Genomic DNA, 19,868 nt, shown 5'->3' on the forward strand with positions numbered 1-19,868 from the left:
GATTACGCATCAGCGGGAATACTGTTTATCCATGAACGGTTCTGGATCCGTCTCGCTCGGTGTCGACTCCGAGGTAGGTAAGTTGCGTTCGGTCATCCTGCATCGTCCGGGCGACGAATTGAAGCGGCTCACCCCGCGAAACAACGACCAACTGCTGTTCGACGGTCTGCCGTGGGTTGATCGGGCGCAGGACGAGCACGATCAGTTCGCGTCGGTGCTGCGTGAGCACGGTGTCGAGGTTCTGTTGTTGGCGGACTTGCTCACGGAAGCCTTGACGGTCAGCGGTGCGGCCCGGATTCAGGGAATTTCGGCTGCAGTGGACACCCGGAAGATCGGGCATTCGCTGGGGCAGCATCTGTCGTCGTATCTGCGCAGTGTGCCGCCGGCGGAGTTGTCGTCGATCCTCACCGCCGGCATGACCTTCGACGAACTCCCGGTGGATGCGTCGTCGACGTCGCTGGTGCGTCGGATGCATCACGGCGGGGATTTTGTAATCGATCCGTTGCCGAATCTGCTGTTCACGCGTGATTCGTCGTTCTGGATCGGGCCGCGGGTGGTGATTACGTCCTTGGCGTTGTCGGCGCGGGCGCGGGAGTCGTCGATCACCGATCTGGTGTATGCGCATCATCCGCGGTTTCGCGGTGTGCGGCGGGCGTACGAATCACACACCGCTCCGGTGGAAGGTGGTGACGTGCTGCTTCTCGCTCCCGGTGTGATTGCCGTCGGTGTGGGTGAGCGCACGTCGCCGGCGGGAGCAGAAGCACTGGCGCGCAGTGTGTTCGACGACGATCTGGCGCATACGGTGTTGGTGGTTCCGATCGAGCAGCGCCGCGCGTCGATGCATCTCGATACGGTGTGCACGATGGTGGAAGCCGATGCTGTGGTCATGTATCCAGCTATTCAGAACACATTGTCGGCCTTCACTATTCGGCGTGAGGACGAGGGTGTGAGCATTCGTGGCGCTGACCCCTTCCTCGAGGCCGCCGCCGACGCGATGGGGATCGGGAAGCTGCGGGTCATCGACACCGGATTGGACACGGTGACTGCCGAACGTGAGCAGTGGGACGACGGAAACAACACTCTGGCAATCGAACCCGGCGTGGTGATCGCCTACGAGCGCAACGTCGAGACGAACGCGCGGTTGGAAGCGTCTGGTATCGAAGTGCTCCGGATCGCGGGGTCGGAACTGGGATCCGGCCGAGGTGGTCCCCGGTGTATGTCCTGTCCGATCGCCCGCGATCCGCTGTGATGCCTAGAGAATTTCTTCGACCTTGTCCGCCGGGCGGGCGAGGACAGTGCCCTTGTCAGTGACGACAAAGGGGCGTTCGATGAGAATCGGGTGTTCGATCATGGCGTCGAGGATCTTGGACTCGGACGCGTCGGCGAGCCCGAGCTCCTTGTACTGCGATTCACGCTTGCGGACTGCCTGGCTGGGAGTGAGGCCGGCGTCGGAGAGGAGTTTTTCCAGTTCCGAACGGGTAGGCGGTGTATCGAGGTACATGACGACGTTCGGTTCGATGCCGTGTTCGCGCAGCCGCGCGAGAACGGTTCGTGAGGTGTTGCATCGTTGATTGTGGAAGATCGTTGCAGAGGCCATGGTCGACATTGTGCCTGGCGTGATCAGCCGTCCGGTCGGGAAGTGGGAACAAACGACCCCTTCCGGCGCGCTGGACTGAAGTACCGACGTATGAGGAGTGGATGATGACGGAACATCGGAGTGTCGACGAACGGCGGGTGGCGATCGCCGGAGGTCACGGCAAGATCGCGCAGCACCTCATATTTTTGCTGGCCGGGCATGGTGATCGGCCGATAGCGCTGATCCGCAATCCGGATCATGAGGGTGCAGTCCGCACGTTGGGTGCATTTCCCGTGGTGATCGATTTGGAAACTTCGACCGTCGACGAGGTTGCGAAGGTGTTGGCGGGGTGTGATGTTGCGGTTTTTGCGGCGGGAGCCGGTCCGGGGAGCGGAGTTGCCCGTAAGGACACTGTCGACCGGGCGGCGGCCGTACTGCTTGCCGATGCCGCGGAAAAAGCGGGTGTTCGTCGTTTCATCCAGATCAGTGCAATGGGCGCCGGTGAACCGGTAGCGGAGGGGACCGACGAAGTCTTTGCGGCGTATCTCGAGGCAAAGACGGCTGCCGAGAACGATCTGAAGGGTCGTACCGAGTTGGAGTGGACGATTGTGCGTCCGGGGCTTCTCACGGATGACGACCCGACCGGTGAGGTAACACTGGCAGAACCCCCGGTTGCGCGTGGAGCGGTCAGTAGGGCGGACGTGGCGGCGGTGATCGAGGCGCTGATCGATGCGCCCGCGAGTGTTGGCAAGACGTTGGTTCTGACGTCCGGCCCCGACCTGATTCGCGACGCGGTCGATGCCTTGTGATGACCGGCATCGTGATCGACCATGATTCGTCTGTGGCGCCGTACGACCAACTGCGGCAACAGATTATCGAGCAGGTGCAGACCGGGGGACTGATTGCGGGGGCCAAGATTCCCACGGTTCGGGCGCTGGCGACAGATTTGGGTTTGGCGGCGAATACCGTTGCAAAAGCGTATCGGGTGCTCGGCGAGCAGGGGGTGATCGAGACCCGAGGGAAACAGGGCACGTTCATCGCGTCGGGAGACGATCCGGTGCGAGCGCAGGCGGAGCAGGCGGCGACGGCCTTCGTGAAAGATGTGCGTGCTCTCGGATATTCGGACGATGAGATCGTGACCATGGCCCGGGCGGCATTGAGAGGGGCGTGACACAGCTTTAAGTTGACGCTTCAACTTAAAGCTGTCAGGCTTGCACCATGAATTCGTCGATCGTCCGTGACCTCGGACTCCTCATCGCCCGTATCGGCCTCGGCATCATCTTCATCGCCCACGGCTGGCAGAAGTTCTTCACGTACAAGATCGCCGGCACACAGGCGTCGTTCGAAGCCATGGGCGCACCGCTGCCCAAGGTGTCCGCAATTGCCGCTGCCACCATCGAACTCGGCGGCGGAATCCTGCTCATCGCCGGCGTGTTGACTCCGCTTGTCGGTGTGCTGTTGTTCCTCGACATGGTGGGAGCCTTCTTTATCGTCCACTCGGGCAATGGTGTTTTTGTCGACGCCGGCGGCTATGAACTGGTACTTGCACTCGGTGTCGGTTCGCTGCTGATCGCAGCGATCGGTGCCGGACGCATCAGCGTCGACGGATTGATTGGTAAAGGCGACGGCTGGTTGAAAACCGCAGCTTAAGACGTATTTCGAGGCGGGCCCGACTGGTGTCGGGCCCGCCTTTGCTATTGCTTTTGTTCGCTCGAGTGACCAACGTATTGACTTATGGTGACGAAATCTGATCGATCCGAGCAGAATTCCGGTGCCAACGAGGACCGACCGACGACGGGGTTCACACGTTTAGGTGTGCGAACCGATTACGTGGTTTTTTCCGTAACGGCAGTGGCGGTCTTGGCAATTCTCGTGTGGGGACTCGTTGCACCCGACAATTTGAACTCGGTGACGGGGAGCGTTCTCGACTGGCTCGTAGTCAACATCGGCTGGCTTTTTGTTCTCGCGGCGTCCGCCTTCGTGCTGTTCTCCATCTACCTCGCCGTCAGCAGGTTCGGAGACATTCCACTCGGCAAGGACGGTGAGAAACCGGAGTTCCGGACCGTCAGTTGGATTGCGATGATGTTCAGTGCCGGAATGGGAATCGGCCTGATGTTCTTCGGCGTCGCCGAACCGCTGGCGCATTACGTCAATCCGCCGCCCGGCACCGACGGTGGTATCGGCACCGCCATGGCAACAACCATGTTCCACTGGGGACTTCACCCTTGGGCGATGTATGCCGTTGTGGGCCTTGCCATTGCGTACGGATCGTATCGACGTGGACGCAAGCAACTGTTCAGTTCGGCATTCATACCCCTGCTCGGGCGTCGGGCTGAAGGTCCGATCGGCAAGGTCATCGACATTCTTGCGATCTTCGCGACTCTCTTCGGTACGGCCGCGTCGTTGGGACTCGGTGCCTTGCAGATCGGCTCGGGATTCCAGGTGGTCGGGTGGATGCAAGAAGTGAGTGTCTTCCTCCTCGTGTCCATCGTTGCGGTGCTGACCCTGGCCTTTGTCGCATCGGCAGTTTCGGGCGTTTCCAAGGGAATTCAGTGGTTGTCCAACATCAACATGGTGCTCGCATTGATCTTGGCGCTGTTCGTGTTCGTGCTCGGACCGACAGTTCTGATCCTCAACCTTCTGCCCACCACCATCGGCGCCTACGCGTCGGACCTCGCCCAGATGTCGGCACGTACCGGAGCGTCGTCGAATCCGGAGACGGGAGAGTGGCTGTCGTCCTGGACCATCTTCTACTGGGCCTGGTGGGTGTCGTGGACGCCGTTCGTGGGGATGTTCTTGGCGCGTATCAGTCGTGGGCGCACCATCCGTCAGTTCATCATCGGCGTCATCGTTGTTCCCACGACGGTGAGCTTGCTGTGGTTCTCGATCTTCGGCGGGGCCGGGATCGGTGAGGAACGAGAGGGAATCGATCTTGCGAGCCGCGGTTCGGAGGAAGCGCAGTTGTTCGGAATGCTCGACAATCTCCCGCTCGCCGGAGTCACGACAGTTCTGGTCATGCTCCTGGTCGCAGTGTTCTTCGTCTCGGGCGCAGATGCGGCGTCGATGGTGATGGGCACGCTCTCGCAGCGGGGAACACTCGAGCCGAGTCGATGGGTCGTAGTGTTCTGGGGTGTGCTGACGGGTGGGGCGGCGGCGCTACTGCTGTGGACCGGCGGTTCCGAAGCACTCGAAGGTTTGCAGACCATGACGATTATCGCTGCCGCGCCCTTTGTCGTGGTGATGATCGGCCTGTGCTTCTCGCTGTACCGGGATCTGTCACACGACCCGATCATCGTCGCTGCCCGCGAGCAGAAACGAGCGCTTCTCCAGACGACGCGACGGGTCCGACGAGGCACGCGCGCTCGGCGCGATACCTGAGCTATTTCCAGCTCGGCAACCACAGGTGGCTCTGCCACGATTCCGGAGTGATCGGCATCGCGGTCAGGATCGGCCACAGGTAGACGAAGTTCGCGACAACCAGCCCGATGTACAGGCTGACCGCGAGTAGTCCTGTGGTGCGTCGCTCGACGGAATCCGTTGCCTTGCCCAGGACGTCGCCGAGTGTCAGCGCAAATCCCATGACCATGAACGGTGCGAGTGCAACGCCGTAGAAGAAGTACATCTGACGGTCCATCGTGGCGAACCAGGGGAGGTAGGCGGCGCCGTATCCGGTGAGGACAACGGCATAACGCCAGTCGCGCCGGACGAACGTCTTCCAGATTGCCCACGCCAACATGGGCAGGGCCAGCCACCACATCGCCGGGGTACCGATCAGCATGATGGCCTTGACGCAACTGGCGGCTCCGCAGCCCGTCACCTGCTCGCCGTCGGCGTAGTAGTACAGCATCGGACGCAGACCCATCGGCCACGTCCAGGGCTTCGATTCCCACGGATGATGATTGCCCGCGGAGTTCGTCAGACTCGAGTGGAAGGTGAGCACGTTTCCGCTGTAGTACCAGAGGGAACGCAGCGCCGACGGTATGAAACTCCACGTTCCGCCCTCGCCGATCTCGTTGCCGACGGCATGGCGATCGACGCCGGTCTCACTCGCGAACCAGGCCCAGTAGCTGGCCAGGTAGACGCCGATCGGGATGACGACCAACGCATACAGGGCGGGGCCGATGTCGCGGATCGCGGTGCCGAACCACGGCCGCTGCACACGGTAGGCGCGGCGGGCGGACAGGTCGAACGCGACGCTGAGGAGTCCGAAGAACAAGATGAAGTACATGCCGGACCATTTGGTGCCGCAAGCCAATCCGAGCAGGATTCCGGCGCCGAATCGCCACCACCGGAATCCGAGCCGTGGACCCCATTCGGAATCACCGATCCGGCCCTCGGCGTAGGCCGTGGCCATCCGTTGCCGAACCTGGTCACGGTCGACGACGAGGCAGCCGAGCGCGGCCAGGACGAAGAACGCGAGAAAGATGTCGAGCATGCCCAGACGGGACGAGACGAACGTGACGCCGTCGACGATTAGCAGAATGCCGGCAATCGCACCGATGAGTGTCGAACGCGTCATACGTCGAACGATCCGAATGATCAGCAGCACCATCAAGGTTCCGACCAGTGCCGACGAGAATCGCCAACCCCAGCCGTTGTAACCGAAGATCGCTTCACCGATTGCGATCATCTGCTTGCCGATCGGCGGGTGCACCACCAATCCGTAACCCGGGTTGTCTTCGATCCCACCGCCCGTCAGCACCTGCCATCCCTGCGGCGCATAGTGCTTCTCGTCGAATACGGGAGTGCCGGCGTCCGTGGGATAGGCGAGCATTGTGAACCGGGTGATTGCGGCGATCGTGGTGATGACAGCGGTGACGATCCAGCCGCGCAGTCGGTCCGTGGGGCCGAAGTCCGGGGAGGGTACAAGCGGCGCTGGACTACGCACTACCCGATCGCCACTGGCGGGCGTTGGCCGCTCGTCCGTCTGCACAGTCACTTGGCAATCGTAGGCTGTCAGGTATGACTGGTCGCTTGGTACTCGCCGCAACACCCATGGGAGATGTCGGTGACGCGTCTCCGCGTCTGCGCGACGCTCTCGCAACCGCCGACGTAGTGGCGGCCGAGGACACCCGACGAACCAAGTCGCTGGCCTCGGCTCTCAATGTCACGATCACCGGAAAGGTGGTCAGTTTCTACGATCAGGTGGAGATTGCGCGACTTCCTGCGCTGGTCGCCGACGTTGCCGACGGCAAAACCGTTCTTCTCGTGACCGACGCCGGTATGCCGTCGGTCAGCGATCCCGGATACCGCCTTGTTGCTGCCTGCGTGGCCGAAAACTTGAAGGTCACGTGTCTGCCGGGTCCCTCCGCAGTTACCACGGCTCTCGCGCTGTCAGGACTGCCTGTCGAGCGCTTCTGCTTCGACGGTTTCCCGCCGCGCAAGGGTGGACAACGCAAGACCTGGTTCGCGGGACTGCTCGCCGAACAGCGCGCGTGTGTGTTCTTCGAGGCGCCGCATCGCCTGGCTGATTGCCTGGCCGACGCCGTCGAGGTGCTCGGTCCCGATCGGCGCGCCGCTGTTTGCCGCGAGTTGACCAAGACCTATGAAGAAGTGAAGCGCGGAACGCTCGGCGAACTCGCCGCGTGGGCTGCCGAAGGTGTGCGCGGCGAAATCACTGTAGTGCTCGAAGGCGCTGTCCTGGTGGCCTCCGATCCGGCCGATCTGGTCGAGGAAGTGGAACGCCTGGTCGAGGGCGGAGCACGTCTGAAAGACGCGTGCGCCCTCGTCGCCACCCCCGGTGTATCGAAGCGCGAACTGTACGAAACGGTGCTGGCTGCGCGTAAGGACTAGCTACCGGCGCACTGCAGGTGCTCCGGGCCGGAGGTTGGCGTCGTCGGCAGCTGCTTGGCCGGCATGCCACCCTTCGGCGTCGACCGACCGTCCGCGAGCTTTGCGGGTTCGGGGGAACAACCGATCGAATTCGGTGTCGACCGCTGCCGAGGTGGTCGCGAGAATCGGCAGGAGATCGGCGACGTCCATCGATGCCGCGTCGGCGGCTTCGGCGGTTGCTTTGGTACCGGCGTCGCGAAGACGTTGACCGATCCGGTTGGCGAACCCGGTGAGGAAGCCCTTGCGGAACGACGTGGTTCGGGAGCCGCCGCGATTGCTGGTGTCGGCGAATTGCATTGCGCGCGTTGCCTGCACGAGTAGCGACGTGAAGAGCATGTCGACCTGTTGGAGATCGACGGGTGTGCCGATGACGGTGGCGATGGACACCTCGCTGAACCACACAGCGCGTACCCGGTTGGAATCACCGATTGCAGTGAGGAGATGGACCTTCTCCTTCACGTACGGGTTGTCGAGGTGGATTCGACGCCCGTTCACAGCGGTATCGGTGATGCCGGTGCGATTGTGCAGAAGTGCGGCGTCGATGGCGTATCGCGTCATCAACTCCTGTGCCTTTTCGGTGAAGGATTCGGCTTCTTCCGCAAAATTGGTGGCCTCGGCCTTGGCGAGGAGTCCACGAATCCGCTTGAGCACCTTGGCGTCTACTTCGGCTCCCGTGCCCGCGTAGCTGGTGTCTGTTCGCTGCGGCGGCCACGTGGACGGCGGCGCGAGCAGTAGATTCCACGGCGCGAGCCGCGTCCAGTGCAGTGATACCTCGGCGATCTGGGAGACGAGGAAATAGGGATCTTCGAACAGGAGTCCGGCAGCGAGGGATCGAAAAACGTCCTCGTCCAGAGTGATTCGCGAAGCGATGCGATCGGCATTGGGGAACTGTTCACGAATGGACGCGAGCTGCCCGACCCATTCGAGGGGAGCGCGGTCGGCGGCCCTGGTTCGGGCGCCGTCGAGCAGGACGGCGGTGGCAACAAGATCGGCGTTCGAGGGATCTTTGCTGCGACGGGCCAGGTGAACAAGATCGGCAGGCTGCCACCCGCGTTCGTAGACGCCGGCAAGCTCGGCGATCAGGGCCTCGGCAGCTGCGACGGATTGAGGACTGACTTCGTGAGAGGACACGTGGGTTCCGTTCCATGGCAGCGTCTGCGAGGAGGCAGCAGATCGAAAGTATGTTCTATCGGGTGTCATGGACGCAGTGTGCACGTGGGGTCCGACACAACTGGCTCAGACCAGATGCGGCGGACCCCACTTAAAGCGTCACACGGTAAAGATCACTCGTCGACGAAACGAGGGAAAACAGGTGCCGGAGCAGGCAGCTTCCGGTTCGCGTCGATGCGAACGGCGATGTCGGTGAACTGACGGTTCTCTTCGCTCTGGCCGAGCAGATCGAGGATCCGCGACGCTGCGTCCGGCATGACCGGCTGAACGAGAATGCCGACGATACGGACCACTTCGATCGTCACGTAGAGGACCGTCGCCATCCGTGCCGGATCGGTCTTGCGCAGAACCCACGGTTCCTGCTTGGAGAAGTACCGGTTGGTCTCGCCGAGTACGCCCCAGATGGCTTCCAGCGCGAGGTGCAGAGCCTGGACATCGAACTCGCTGCGGCACTTGGCAAGCAAGGCGTCCGCCGACGCCAGCATCGCCAGGTCGTCCTCGGTGAACTCGCCGGGGGTGGGGACCTGGGCGTCGCAGTTCTTCGCGACCATCGTCAGTGAACGCTGCGCGAGGTTGCCCAGTTCGTTCGACAGGTCTGCGTTCATACGCGTCACGATTGCTTCGTGGCTGTAGCTGCCGTCCTGGCCGTACGAGATCTCGCGGAGCAGGAAGAAGCGGACCGCGTCGAGGCCGTACTGATCGACCATCGCGATCGGATCGACCACGTTGCCGACCGACTTCGACATCTTCTCGCCCTTGTTGTACAAGAAGCCGTGGACGAAGACCCGCTCCGGCAGCTCGATACCGGCCGACATGAGGAACGCCGGCCAGTACACGGTGTGGAACCGCGTGATGTCCTTGCCGATGATGTGCAGGCTCGCGGGCCAGAACTTCTTGAACTCCTCCGAGTCCACGTTCGGGTATCCGACGCCGGTCAGGTAGTTGGTGAGAGCGTCGACCCAGACGTACATGACGTGGTCGGGGTCGCCGGGAACCTCGACGCCCCAGTCGAACGTGGTGCGCGAGATCGACAGATCCTTGAGGCCGCCCTTGACGAAACTGACAATCTCGTTGCGGCGAGTCGTGGGGGCGATGAACTCGGGATGCTCCTCGTACAGCGCGAGCAAACGGTCCTCGTACGCCGAGAGCCGGAACGTGTAGTTGGACTCCTCGGTCCACTCCACCGGCGTGCCGGTCTCGGTGGACTGACGCGTGCCGTCCTCGAGAAGCGTGGTCTCGGCCTCGGTGTAGAAGGCCTCGTCGCGAACCGAGTACCACCCCGAATACGTGTCGAGGTAGATGTCGCCCGATGCCGCCATCTTCTCCCAGATCGCCTTGCTGGCGACCTGGTGATCTGCGTCGGTGGTGCGGATGAACCGGTCGTACGAGATGTTCAGGACCTTGTCGAGGTTCTGGAACACGTCGGAGTTCCGGGCGGCCAGGTCGCGGACGTCGATGCCCTCTTTGATGGCCGTCTGCTGCATCTTCAGACCGTGCTCGTCGGTGCCGGTCATGAAGAACACTTCATGTCCGTCCAACCGCTTGAAGCGGGCGAGCGCGTCCGAGGAGATGTATTCGTACGCGTGGCCGATGTGCGGAGCGCCGTTGGGATACGCGATCGCTGTCGTGATGTAGAACGGCGATCGTTCCGCGCCTTCCGGGGCGGCGGAGTCCGGGCGCGTGGTCTGGGAGGGTGAGGCAGGCACAGTCATGGTGCGCTTACTCTATCGGGCGTGAGCAAAGACCGTCCCGCCCCCGATGCCCCTGAGCCCTTGTCGCCTCTGATCGACGCCCATACGCACCTCGACGCGTGTGGTGCACATGACGCTGCGACCGTGGCCGAGATAGTCGATCGAGCCGAGGCCGTCGGCGTCGGACGGGTCGTCACGGTGGCCGACGACCTCGACGCCGCACGCTTTGCCGTCGACGCTGCGAACTGGGATTCGAGGGTCTACGCAGCCGTCGCAATCCATCCGACCAGGGCAAACGTCCTTGATGCCGATACCCGAGCCGAGATCGAGCGGTTGGCGTCGGATCCGCGAGTTGTCGCAGTGGGGGAGACAGGGCTTGATCTCTACTGGCCCGGCAAGCTCGAGGGCTGCGCCACCATCGAGGAGCAGGTCGACGGTTTCCGGTGGCACATCGACTTGGCGAAGCGACTGGGTAAGACGCTGATGATTCACAACCGCGAAGCCGACCAGGACTTGCTGCGGGTGCTGAATGAGGAAGGCGCACCCGAGACTGTCGTGTTCCACTGCTTCTCCTCGGATTCGGAGATGGCGCGGGCGTGCATCGACGCGGGTTACGTCCTGAGTTTTTCGGGAACCGTCAGCTTCAAGAACGCAAAAGCATTGCGTGAGGCCGCACTGCTCGTGCCGTCGGATCAGCTGATCGTCGAAACGGATGCACCGTTCCTCACTCCGCACCCGTTCCGGGGTGCGCCCAACGAGTCGTACTGCCTGCCGTACACGGTCCGGGCACTAGCTGACATCCGCGGCGAGGATCCCCAGACGCTCGCGGCAGCGTCCACCGCGACAGCGGAGCGGGTCTACAAGCTCTGACCGCTATTCTGAGCTGACAGGTAACTCCGCGCCCGGGACCGTCGTGTCCCGGTCCGTCTACTGCGCGGAGTATTCAGATGAACGACTACATCTATCCCGACGACGTGGTCACAATCCGCATCGAAACGTGGGAATTCGAGTGCTGTGCACCGCTGCCGGTGGTCGGCGAAGAGTCTTCGTGGGCTTTGCACCCGGCACGTGAGTCGCTGTGGTTCGATGCGTCGGTCCATGGAGGAATCTATCCCGACGGCGTGGATCCCACCTCCGGGATCGTTCTCTCGATTCGACTCGAGCGCGGGGAATTTCTCGAACAGGAGCCTGGGCACTGGGTGTTGGTGCCGGGGAGCATCGATCACGTTCGCGTCGAGAAGGTCCCGCGACACTTCCGTGGGATGTCGTCGTTAGTTACGGGTCGTCGCGGCTGGATGGAGACGGCGGTCGTTGTCGAGTTGGCCGTCGACTCGTAAGACTCCAGTGCCTAAGTGCACACAACTGCGCGCCCGGGAGCTCATCCAGCCCTCTGGAGCCGACTTGTGTGCAGAAATACCCGGCGGGCAGCCCCTCGAGGCAACCCGCCGGGCAGAAGGTTAGAGCACCTTCCCCAGGAAATCCTGGGTGCGCTTCTGCTGCGGGTTGCCGAACAACGCTTCCGGCTTCCCCTCTTCGACGATGTAACCGTCGGCCATGAAGATGACGCGATCGGATACCTCGCGCGCGAATCCCATTTCGTGGGTCACGACCACCATCGTCATGCCCTGTTTTGCGAGGTCACGCAGTACTTGCAGAACCTCGCCCACCATTTCGGGGTCGAGGGCGCTGGTGGCTTCGTCGAACAGCATGATGTCCGGGCTCATGGCGAGTGCGCGGGCGATGGCAACGCGCTGCTTCTGGCCGCCGGACAGACTTGCGGGCTTGGCGTCGGCCTTCTCGGCTAGACCAACCTGACCCAGCAGTTTCACCGCGATCGCGCGTGCCTGTTCCTTGGTGGAACGACCCGTCTGGACTGGGGCGAGCATCACGTTTTCGATGACGGTCATGTGCGGGAACAGATTGAAGTGCTGGAACACCATGCCGATGTGTTGGCGCACCTTGTCGATGTCGACGTTCTTGTCCGTCAGGTCGAACTGGTCGACGCGCACGTTGCCGGCGGTGATGTCCTCGAGGCGGTTGAGGCAGCGCAGGAAGGTGGACTTGCCGGATCCGGACGGTCCGATGACGCACACCACTTCGCCGTTCTTGATGTCGACGTCGAGGCCTTTGAGGACCTCGTTGTCGCCGAACGACTTTTTCAGCCCTTTGACTTCGATCTTGATCTCGGTGTCTGGCTTGCTCATGTTGACGGCTGTTTCGGTCACTTGTTGATCCTCTTTTCGAGGCGGTTCGAGAACTTGGTGAGCGCCATGATGATGATGAAGTACATGGCGCCGATGATCAGCCACATGTTGAAGGACTGGAAGTTGCGCGCGATGATGATGCGCCCGGTCTGAGTGAGCTCGGCGAGTCCGATGACCGACAGGATCGACGTGTCCTTGAGGGTGATGACGAACTGGTTGATGTACGACGGGATCATCGTGCGAATTGCCTGCGGCATGATGACTTTCCGCATCGTCTTCATGTAGCTGATGCCGAGGCTGCGTGACGCTTCCATCTGGCCCTTGTCGACGGCCAGGATTCCGCCGCGCACGATCTCCGCCATGTACGCGCCGGCATTGAGCGAGAGCGTGATTACACCGGCGGTGAATGCCGACATCTGGAAGTGCAGGGCGGCCGGGATGCCGAAGTAGATGAAGAACGCCTGGACCAGAAGCGGTGTGCCGCGGAAGATGTCGACGTAGGCAGTACCGATTCCGCGGACGACGATGTGTGTCGATACGCGGCAGAGTCCGAAGATCGCACCGAGGACCAGAGCGATCGCGATCGAGACGACCGACAGAACGATGGTCAGCCACAGGCCTTTGAGCAGTTGAGGGTAGGTGCTCTTGATCAACCCGATGATGGAGTTGTCCGACGACGTCGCTCCTTGACCGAGGAACTGCGAGAGGATGTCGTCGTATTCGCCGCTGTCGCGCAGGTTCTGCAGACCGGCGTTGAACATCTCGAGGAGTTCGGCGTTCTGGCCCTTGTTGACGGCAAAGCCGTAGCTTGCGCCGGCTTCCTTCTCCGTGACGGTTTTGAGTCCGTTGCCCTGGGTGATGCCGTAAGCGAGGACGGGATAGTCGTCGAACACGGCGACGGAGTTTCCGGTGCGGACCTCGTCGTACATGCTGGCGGAGTCGGCGAAGTAGACAGTCGTGAAGCCGTATTGATCCTTGATGGATTCGGCGAACGAGGCGCCTTCGGTGCCGTTCTTGACGGCGACGCGTTTGCCCTTCAGGTCCTCGTAGGACTTGATGTCGTTGTTCGTTTCGAGCACTGCCATCTGCACGCCCGATTCGAAGTACGGGTCGGAGAAGTCGAAGACCTGCTTGCGAGCGTCGGTGATCGACATACCGGCGATGACGCCGTCGGCCTGGCCTGCCTGGACAGCTTGCAGGGCCGCGTCGAATCCGAGTTGTTTGATCTCGACGTTGAATCCCTGATCCTTGGCGATGGCCCGGATCAGTTCCATGTCGATGCCGGTGAGGTTGCCGTTTTCGTCCTCGAACTCGAACGGCGCAAACGTGACGTCGGTGGCGATGATGTACGTGCGGCCCGGCTGCGCCGACGCAATGCCGGGAGCGAACAGCGCTGCGATGAGCGCCAGCAGGACGGCCAGGATGGGCCATCTCGAATTACGTGGTTTGTCGAATCTTATTCGCACTCTCGCCCAGCTTTCGTATGTCACGCCCGGGATCACCGGACTGCTTATGACCAGACGAGAACATACTGCGCGCCGCACTGAATCGTTACACCGTTAACTGAGGTAAAAAGTTACCGACCTGCGACACGCCGTGGTGCATCCGTGACAAAAGTCGCATTCCGTGACCGTTTGGTTGCCGAAGCGGTGTGTGGCCGTTACCGTATTGTGATCGAACGTCCGCCTGCCTTGGGATTTCCTGTGTCGCCTTTTGCCAAGATCAACTCCGCGAAGTCACCGCTTCTCTACTCGATGGTGGCCGCGCTGTTGCTGACGCTTGTTGTCGGTGGGCTGCTCGTGGTGGTTCAGCACAAGACGATCACGCTGGACGTCGACGGCGAGATGATCTCGCTGTCCACCATGTCGAGCAGTGTCGGTGGCGCTTTGGACAAGGCCGGCTACGAGGTAGATCCGAAGGACGCACTCGCACCCAGTTCCGACGCCTCCCTGTCCGACGGTGACACTGTCGTTCTGCGCCGGGCACGCGAGTTGGAGTTGACCGTCGACGGCAAGCAGCAGACGGTATGGACTACCGCGCTGACCGTCGACGAAGCGTTGAAGCAATTCGATGTGGCTGACGACTTTGCGGTATCGGCGTCGCGCTCGCATCGTTTGCCGCTCGAGCGCACGGAACTCGACGTGATCAGCCCCAAGGTTGTCCATGTTGCGGATGGCGGCGCCCCCGCCACGGAAATCAAGCTTGCCGCCGCAACCGTCGGTGATCTTCTGGCCGCACGCAATGCCCCGCTCGAGCAGGCTGACACGGTTGTTCCGCCCGCCGAGACTCCCGTCACGGAGGGTCTCACCATCGAGATCACCCGGACGCGCACCGACACCCTCGTCGAGACCCAGCCGATTCCCGCGCCGGAGAACAAGATCGACGATCCTTCGCTCGAGAAGGACACGACCGTCGTCGAAAACCCGGGAGTGCCCGGTGAGCGCACAGCGACCATCGAGGTCAAGACCGTCAACGGTGTCGAGGCCGGGCGTACCGAGCTTGCCGCGACCGTCGTCGCGGAACCTGTTGCCGCGGTCGTCAAGGTCGGCACCAAAGAACCTGCGGTACCGGCAATTTCCAATGCGTCGACGTGGGATGCGATTGCGCAGTGTGAGGCCACCGGCAACTGGGCGATCAACACCGGAAACGGCTTCTACGGCGGATTGCAGTTCACTCAGAGCACCTGGCAGGCATTTGGCGGCGGCGAGTACGCATCGCGTGCCGACCTCGCAACCCGTGAGCAGCAGATCGCGATCGGCGAGAAGGTTCGGGCCGGTCAGGGCTGGGGCGCATGGCCTTCGTGCACAAGCAAATTGGGTCTGCGCTAATCGCGCGCTGACCACGGACCAGAAGTCAGGAACCTATGTCACCGCTTGCGAAGCTCAACTCGACACGATCACCGCTGTTGTATTCGATGATCGCCGCGTTGCTTCTCACGCTGGTGGCCGGCGGAATCCTGGCCGTGGTCAATCACAAGACCATCACCCTCGACGTCGACGGTGAGCAGATTCGCCTGAGCACCATGGCAAGCAACGTCGACGGCATCCTCGAAGATGCGGGTTACGCAATCGGTGACAAAGACGCTGTTGCACCGGCATCCGACGCTTCCGTGTCCGACGGTGACACCGTGGTGCTGCGTCGCGCTCGCGAGATCACGTTGACGGTCGACGGTCAGCAGAAGTCCGTGTGGACAACGGCGCTCACCGTCGAAGATGCGTTGAAACAACTCGATGTTGCTGCAGATGTTCATGTTTCGGCTTCACGTTCTCAGCGTCTGCCATTGGACGGCGCTGCGCTCGATGTGCTCACGCCCGTGGTCGCAAAGCTGGTCGACGGAGCAAATGCGGAGACGGATGTGCGGCTCGCAGCTCCCACCGTTGGTGAGTTCCTGACTGCCAACGGAACTCCGCTCGGAGCTGCGGACACCGTTGTTCCCGCAGCAGATGCGCCGCTCACCGAAGGCCTCGAGATCACGGTGACGCGCAATGTCACCGAAAGCCGCGTGGAGACCTTGCCGCTCGATCCGCCGGATCAGCGCATCGAGGATCCGACCATGAATCAGAGTCGCACGATCGTCGAGAATCCGGGAGCGCCCGGCGTTCGCGACGTCACATTTGCGGTCAATCTGGTCAACGGTGTCGAAACCGCTCGCACTCCTGTTGCCGAGACGATCACCACACCCGCGCAGCCCAAGGTTGTCCGCGTTGGCACCAAGCCGGGCACCGAGGTGCCGCCGGTCGAGAACGGCGCGACGTGGGATGCCCTCGCTCAGTGTGAGGCCACCGGCAACTGGGCTATCAACACCGGCAACGGTTTCTACGGCGGCGTGCAGTTCGACCAGAACACCTGGGAACGACAGGGTGGGCTCAAGTACGCTGCCCGTGCCGACCTCGCGACCCGCGAGGAGCAGATCGCAATTGCGACGCAAACCCAGCGTACCCAGGGCTGGGGCGCATGGCCGTCGTGCTCGGGTCGTCTCGGACTGGGTTAAGTTCTTACCTGTGTCAGACGCCGAATCGAACCAACCCATCGCCACCCCTCGCGGGCAGGCAGCGCTGCTCGGCCCGGCCGAGGTGCGCGCGCTTGCCGAGGAATTCGGTGTGCGCCCCACAAAGCAGTTGGGGCAGAACTTCGTTCACGACGCCAACACAGTGCGACGCATCGTCACCACCGCGGGCGTTACCCGCGACGACGTGGTTCTCGAGGTCGGACCAGGTCTCGGCTCACTGACCATGGCGCTGATGGACGTCGTGGATCGTGTCATCGCGGTGGAGATCGATCCGAATCTGGCGGCTCGTCTGCCCAAGACTGTGTCCGAGCGCGCTCCCGAACTGGCAGATCGTCTGACGGTGGTGGAGGCCGACGCCATGCGTGTGTTGCCTTCGCAGATTCCGGGGGAGCCGACGGCTCTGGTCGCGAACCTTCCGTACAACGTGGCGGTGCCGGTGCTGCTGCACCTGTTTGCTTCGCTGCCGAGCCTGCGCACCGCTCTGGTGATGGTGCAAGCCGAGGTCGCTGATCGCCTTGCTGCTGATCCGGGAAGCAAGATCTACGGAGTCCCGAGCGTCAAGGCCAATTTCTTCGGTGAGGTCCGCCGCGCCGGTGCCGTGGGTCGCAATGTGTTCTGGCCGGCGCCGAAGGTGGAATCCGGTCTGGTGCGCATCGATCGTTATGCCGAGCCGCCGTGGCCGATGGACGAGCAGCATCGCAAGCGTGTTTTTGCCGCGATCGACGCTGCTTTTGCTCAGCGTCGCAAGACTTTGCGAGCAGCTCTCAGTGGTTGGGCGGGTTCGCCGGTTGAAGCGGAACGCAGGCTCCTCGCTGCCGGAATCGAGCCGCAGACGCGTGGCGAGATGCTCGACGCAGCTGCGTTTGTTCGTCTGGCAGGAGTCGAATAGCACTGTGCGCCGTTCCGGTAGTCGCTACCAGAACGGCGCACAACGGGCTCTGCCCACTATGTGAACCGGCTATTTGAACCGGCGCAGCCTCAGGCTGTTGCTCACCACGAACACGCTGCTGAATGCCATTGCGGCACCGGCCAGCATCGGGTTAAGCAGGCCCGCCGCCGCGAGGGGGATGGCTGCCGTGTTGTAGGCAAAGGCCCAGAACAGGTTGCCCTTGATGGTTTTCAGTGTCTTGCGAGAGAGCCTGATTGCATCCGCTGCCGAGCGCAGGTCACCGCGAACCAGGGTGATGTCGCTGGCTTCGATTGCGACATCGGTGCCGGTACCCATCGCCAGTCCGAGATCGGCCTGAGCCAGGGCTGCCGCGTCGTTGACGCCGTCGCCGACCATGGCCACGACGCGTCCTTCCGCTTGCAGTTTCTTGACTGCGTCGACCTTGTCGGCGGGCATGACCTCGGCAAATACCGTGCTGATGCCCACTTGGTCTGCAACAGTCCTGGCGACGGTCTTGTTGTCGCCGGTCAGAAGCACCGGCTCGAGGCCGAGGGCCTTCAACTGTGCGATCGCCTCGGCGCTGGTGTCTTTGACGGCGTCGGCAATCACGAGGACGCCGCGTGCTGCTCCGTCCCAGCCGACTGCGATGGCGGTACGGCCAGCTTCTTCTGCGGCAGTCTTCGCGGCCCGCAGGTTCTCGGGCAACGTCATCGCCCAGTCCGCCAGCAATGCGTCACGGCCGGCTACGACAGCGTGGCCGTCGACCATTCCCTGCACGCCACGTCCCGCGACGTTCACGAAGTCGGAGACCGCGGGAAGCTCGCCCACTGTTTCCTTGGCGCCCTTGGCAATTGCCGCAGCGATCGGGTGCTCGGAGCGATGTTCGAGCGCACCTGCCAAACGTAAGACGTCATCGACGCTGGTTCCGTCGGCTGCGACGGTGTCGAGCAGAGTCATCTGGCCGGTGGTGACGGTGCCGGTCTTGTCGAGGACGATGGTGTCTACCGCGCGAGTCGATTCCAGCACTTCGGGGCCCTTGATCAGGATTCCCATCTGGGCGCCTCGACCGGTGCCGACCAACAGTGCTGTAGGTGTTGCCAATCCGAGTGCACAGGGGCAGGCGATGATCAGGACGGCGACGGCCGCGGTGAACGCCATCTCGATTCCACTGCCGCTACCGAGCCAGTAACCCAGTGTGGCAACGGCAATCGCGATGACAACGGGAACAAAGATGCCCGCGATGCGATCGGCGAGACGCTGAACGTCGGCCTTGCCGTTCTGGGCGTCTTCGACAAGTGCTGCCATCTGGGCGAGTTGGGTGTCGCTGCCGACTCGGGTGGCCCGGACGGACAGGGTGCCGCCCACGTTGACGGTGGCTCCGACAACGCTGTCGCCGACGCCTACCTCTTCGGGCACCGATTCGCCGGTCAGCATGCTCAGGTCGACGGCGGAGCGGCCTTCGGTGATAACGCCGTCGGTGGCGATCTTCTCACCGGGGCGGACGATGAAGACGTCGCCGGTGACAAGATCTTCCGCTGGGATTCTGACCTCGGTGCCGCCGCGCAGTACTGCAACGTCTTTTGCGCCGAGTTCCATCAGGGCGCGTAGCGCCGCACCCGACGTGCGCTTGGACTTGTGCTCGAAATAGCGTCCGGCCAGCACGAAGGTGATCACACCTGCGGCTACCTCGAGATAGATATTGGCGGTGCCGTCCATCCGGTCGACGGTGAGTGAAAACGCGTGTTTCATCCCGGGTTCGCCGGCTGTGCCGAAGAACAGTGCGTACAGCGACCACAGGAATGCGGCAATGGTGCCGATGGAGATGAGGGTGTCCATCGTGGCTGCACCGTGCCGCAGGTTGATCCAGGCGGCGCGATGAAATGGCAGTGCCGCCCAGACGATGACGGGTGCCGCCAGGGTCAGGGAGAGCCATTGCCAATTCGTGAACTGAAGTGCGGGGATCATCGCCATCGCGATGACGGGAACCGAGAGTAGGGTCGAGACGATCAACCTGGTACGTAGTTCGCGGAGGTCACGATCCTGTGAGGTCTCCGCGTCTGCGTCGGCGGTGGTGGCGGGCGGTGTGGGGAGCGCCGCCGAGTAGCCCGCATTTTCTACGGTGGCGAGTAGTTCTTCGACCCCGACGGTGTCCGGGTAGGAGACCTTGGCTTTTTCCGTGGCGTAGTTGACCGTGGCACTGACGCCCTCGATCTTGTTGAGCTTCTTCTCGATTCGAGCGGCGCACGACGCACAGGTCATTCCCGTGATGGCAAGCTCGACGCTACCGACGGTGGTGGGAGTACTCATCGGTGACCTTCCTCATGGGGTGCGGGCGCGATTGATGTGCTCGACGCCGGCGCGTGGCTCGGGGTGTGGCTTGGTGTTTGGCCTGGTGTTTCGATGGGGCTGCCGACTGCCGCCCCCACACCGAAGGCGGCGCCGAATACGACGACCAGGCCTGCGGTGTAGGCGGCAAGTGTTGTGGAGGTGCGCATTG

19 protein-coding genes are annotated in these 19,868 nt (G+C 62.5%); 11 read left to right on the forward strand and 8 right to left on the reverse strand.

Annotation, left to right across the window (positions count from 1 at the left end):
- The first annotated feature begins 31 nt into the window (after nucleotides 1-31).
- Nucleotides 32-1,249: an arginine deiminase gene (arcA, locus tag FFI94_RS07225; protein WP_138872382.1), complete on the forward strand. Its 1,218-nt coding sequence runs from the start codon at nucleotides 32-34 to the stop codon at nucleotides 1,247-1,249.
- A gap of 3 nt (nucleotides 1,250-1,252) precedes the next feature.
- Here the strand turns inward: arcA and arsC are convergent, their stop codons facing one another.
- Nucleotides 1,253-1,606 (reverse strand): arsenate reductase (glutaredoxin), encoded by a 354-nt coding sequence (arsC, locus tag FFI94_RS07230; RefSeq protein WP_138872383.1) that lies wholly within the window; start codon nucleotides 1,604-1,606, stop codon nucleotides 1,253-1,255.
- Between the two features lie 95 nt (nucleotides 1,607-1,701).
- Between arsC and FFI94_RS07235 the strand changes: the two genes are divergently transcribed.
- From FFI94_RS07235 to FFI94_RS07250, 4 genes are all read left to right on the forward strand, one after another.
- A complete protein-coding gene (locus tag FFI94_RS07235) occupies nucleotides 1,702-2,385 on the forward strand; it encodes an SDR family oxidoreductase (protein ID WP_138872384.1) in 684 nt (227 codons plus the stop codon).
- Nucleotides 2,385-2,747, forward strand: a complete 363-nt coding sequence (locus FFI94_RS07240; protein ID WP_138872385.1) for a GntR family transcriptional regulator — start codon at nucleotides 2,385-2,387, stop codon at nucleotides 2,745-2,747. Before FFI94_RS07235 ends, FFI94_RS07240 begins: the two co-directional genes overlap by 1 nt.
- A 47-nt stretch (nucleotides 2,748-2,794) precedes the next feature.
- The gene (locus FFI94_RS07245) at nucleotides 2,795-3,226 is read left to right on the forward strand and encodes a DoxX family protein (protein ID WP_138872386.1); all 432 of its coding nucleotides are present in this window, start codon (nucleotides 2,795-2,797) and stop codon (nucleotides 3,224-3,226) included.
- An 84-nt stretch (nucleotides 3,227-3,310) separates the two neighbouring features.
- Complete coding sequence (locus tag FFI94_RS07250; RefSeq protein ID WP_138872387.1) at nucleotides 3,311-4,954, forward strand: BCCT family transporter; 1,644 nt, start codon at nucleotides 3,311-3,313, stop codon at nucleotides 4,952-4,954.
- A 1-nt stretch (nucleotide 4,955) separates the two neighbouring features.
- Here the strand turns inward: FFI94_RS07250 and FFI94_RS07255 are convergent, their stop codons facing one another.
- Nucleotides 4,956-6,515 (reverse strand): dolichyl-phosphate-mannose--protein mannosyltransferase, encoded by a 1,560-nt coding sequence (locus FFI94_RS07255; RefSeq protein ID WP_138872388.1) that lies wholly within the window; start codon nucleotides 6,513-6,515, stop codon nucleotides 4,956-4,958.
- 23 nt (nucleotides 6,516-6,538) lie between these two features.
- Between FFI94_RS07255 and rsmI the strand changes: the two genes are divergently transcribed.
- Complete coding sequence (gene rsmI, locus FFI94_RS07260) at nucleotides 6,539-7,369, forward strand: 16S rRNA (cytidine(1402)-2'-O)-methyltransferase (RefSeq protein ID WP_138872389.1); 831 nt, start codon at nucleotides 6,539-6,541, stop codon at nucleotides 7,367-7,369.
- Here the strand turns inward: rsmI and FFI94_RS07265 are convergent, their stop codons facing one another.
- Both FFI94_RS07265 and metG read right to left on the reverse strand, forming a co-directional pair.
- Nucleotides 7,370-8,539, reverse strand: coding sequence for a DUF2786 domain-containing protein (locus tag FFI94_RS07265; RefSeq protein WP_138872390.1), 1,170 nt, complete (start codon nucleotides 8,537-8,539; stop codon nucleotides 7,370-7,372).
- 152 nt (nucleotides 8,540-8,691) lie between these two features.
- Entirely contained in the window at nucleotides 8,692-10,290 is a 1,599-nt protein-coding gene (metG, locus tag FFI94_RS07270) for a methionine--tRNA ligase (protein WP_138872391.1), read from the reverse strand.
- A 21-nt stretch (nucleotides 10,291-10,311) separates the two neighbouring features.
- Here metG and FFI94_RS07275 point away from each other — a divergent pair, with 21 nt between their 5' ends.
- Together FFI94_RS07275 and FFI94_RS07280 are read left to right on the forward strand one after the other, a co-directional pair.
- A complete protein-coding gene (locus FFI94_RS07275; RefSeq protein WP_070385506.1) occupies nucleotides 10,312-11,139 on the forward strand; it encodes a TatD family hydrolase in 828 nt (275 codons plus the stop codon).
- A 77-nt stretch (nucleotides 11,140-11,216) separates the two neighbouring features.
- Entirely contained in the window at nucleotides 11,217-11,606 is a 390-nt protein-coding gene (locus tag FFI94_RS07280; RefSeq protein ID WP_138872392.1) for a DUF6578 domain-containing protein, read from the forward strand.
- A 120-nt stretch (nucleotides 11,607-11,726) separates the two neighbouring features.
- On the opposite strand, the gene FFI94_RS07285 is transcribed toward FFI94_RS07280, so the two are convergent.
- Together FFI94_RS07285 and FFI94_RS07290 are read right to left on the reverse strand one after the other, a co-directional pair.
- Complete coding sequence (locus tag FFI94_RS07285) at nucleotides 11,727-12,473, reverse strand: amino acid ABC transporter ATP-binding protein (RefSeq protein WP_138873646.1); 747 nt, start codon at nucleotides 12,471-12,473, stop codon at nucleotides 11,727-11,729.
- 17 nt (nucleotides 12,474-12,490) lie between these two features.
- The gene (locus FFI94_RS07290) at nucleotides 12,491-13,939 is read right to left on the reverse strand and encodes an amino acid ABC transporter substrate-binding protein/permease (protein WP_138873647.1); all 1,449 of its coding nucleotides are present in this window, start codon (nucleotides 13,937-13,939) and stop codon (nucleotides 12,491-12,493) included.
- Between the two features lie 237 nt (nucleotides 13,940-14,176).
- Between FFI94_RS07290 and FFI94_RS07295 the strand changes: the two genes are divergently transcribed.
- The 3 genes from FFI94_RS07295 to rsmA are packed head-to-tail and all read left to right on the forward strand — an operon-like array spanning nucleotide 14,177 to nucleotide 17,371.
- The gene (locus tag FFI94_RS07295) at nucleotides 14,177-15,301 is read left to right on the forward strand and encodes a resuscitation-promoting factor (RefSeq protein ID WP_138873648.1); all 1,125 of its coding nucleotides are present in this window, start codon (nucleotides 14,177-14,179) and stop codon (nucleotides 15,299-15,301) included.
- 35 nt (nucleotides 15,302-15,336) lie between these two features.
- Nucleotides 15,337-16,464 (forward strand): resuscitation-promoting factor, encoded by a 1,128-nt coding sequence (locus tag FFI94_RS07300; protein WP_138872393.1) that lies wholly within the window; start codon nucleotides 15,337-15,339, stop codon nucleotides 16,462-16,464.
- Between the two features lie 10 nt (nucleotides 16,465-16,474).
- Nucleotides 16,475-17,371, forward strand: coding sequence for a 16S rRNA (adenine(1518)-N(6)/adenine(1519)-N(6))-dimethyltransferase RsmA (gene rsmA / locus FFI94_RS07305; protein WP_138872394.1), 897 nt, complete (start codon nucleotides 16,475-16,477; stop codon nucleotides 17,369-17,371).
- A 69-nt stretch (nucleotides 17,372-17,440) separates the two neighbouring features.
- Here rsmA and FFI94_RS07310 read toward each other — a convergent pair whose 3' ends face one another.
- On the reverse strand, nucleotides 17,441-19,678 hold the full coding sequence (locus FFI94_RS07310; RefSeq protein WP_138872395.1) for a cation-translocating P-type ATPase: 2,238 nt from the start codon (nucleotides 19,676-19,678) through the stop codon (nucleotides 17,441-17,443).
- On the reverse strand, nucleotides 19,675-19,866 hold the full coding sequence (locus tag FFI94_RS07315) for a hypothetical protein (protein ID WP_138872396.1): 192 nt from the start codon (nucleotides 19,864-19,866) through the stop codon (nucleotides 19,675-19,677). Before FFI94_RS07315 ends, FFI94_RS07310 begins: the two co-directional genes overlap by 4 nt.
- Nucleotides 19,867-19,868: the final 2 nt, after the last annotated feature.

The organism is Rhodococcus sp. KBS0724 (assembly GCF_005938745.2).
Lineage (GTDB): Bacteria > Actinomycetota > Actinomycetes > Mycobacteriales > Mycobacteriaceae > Rhodococcus_F.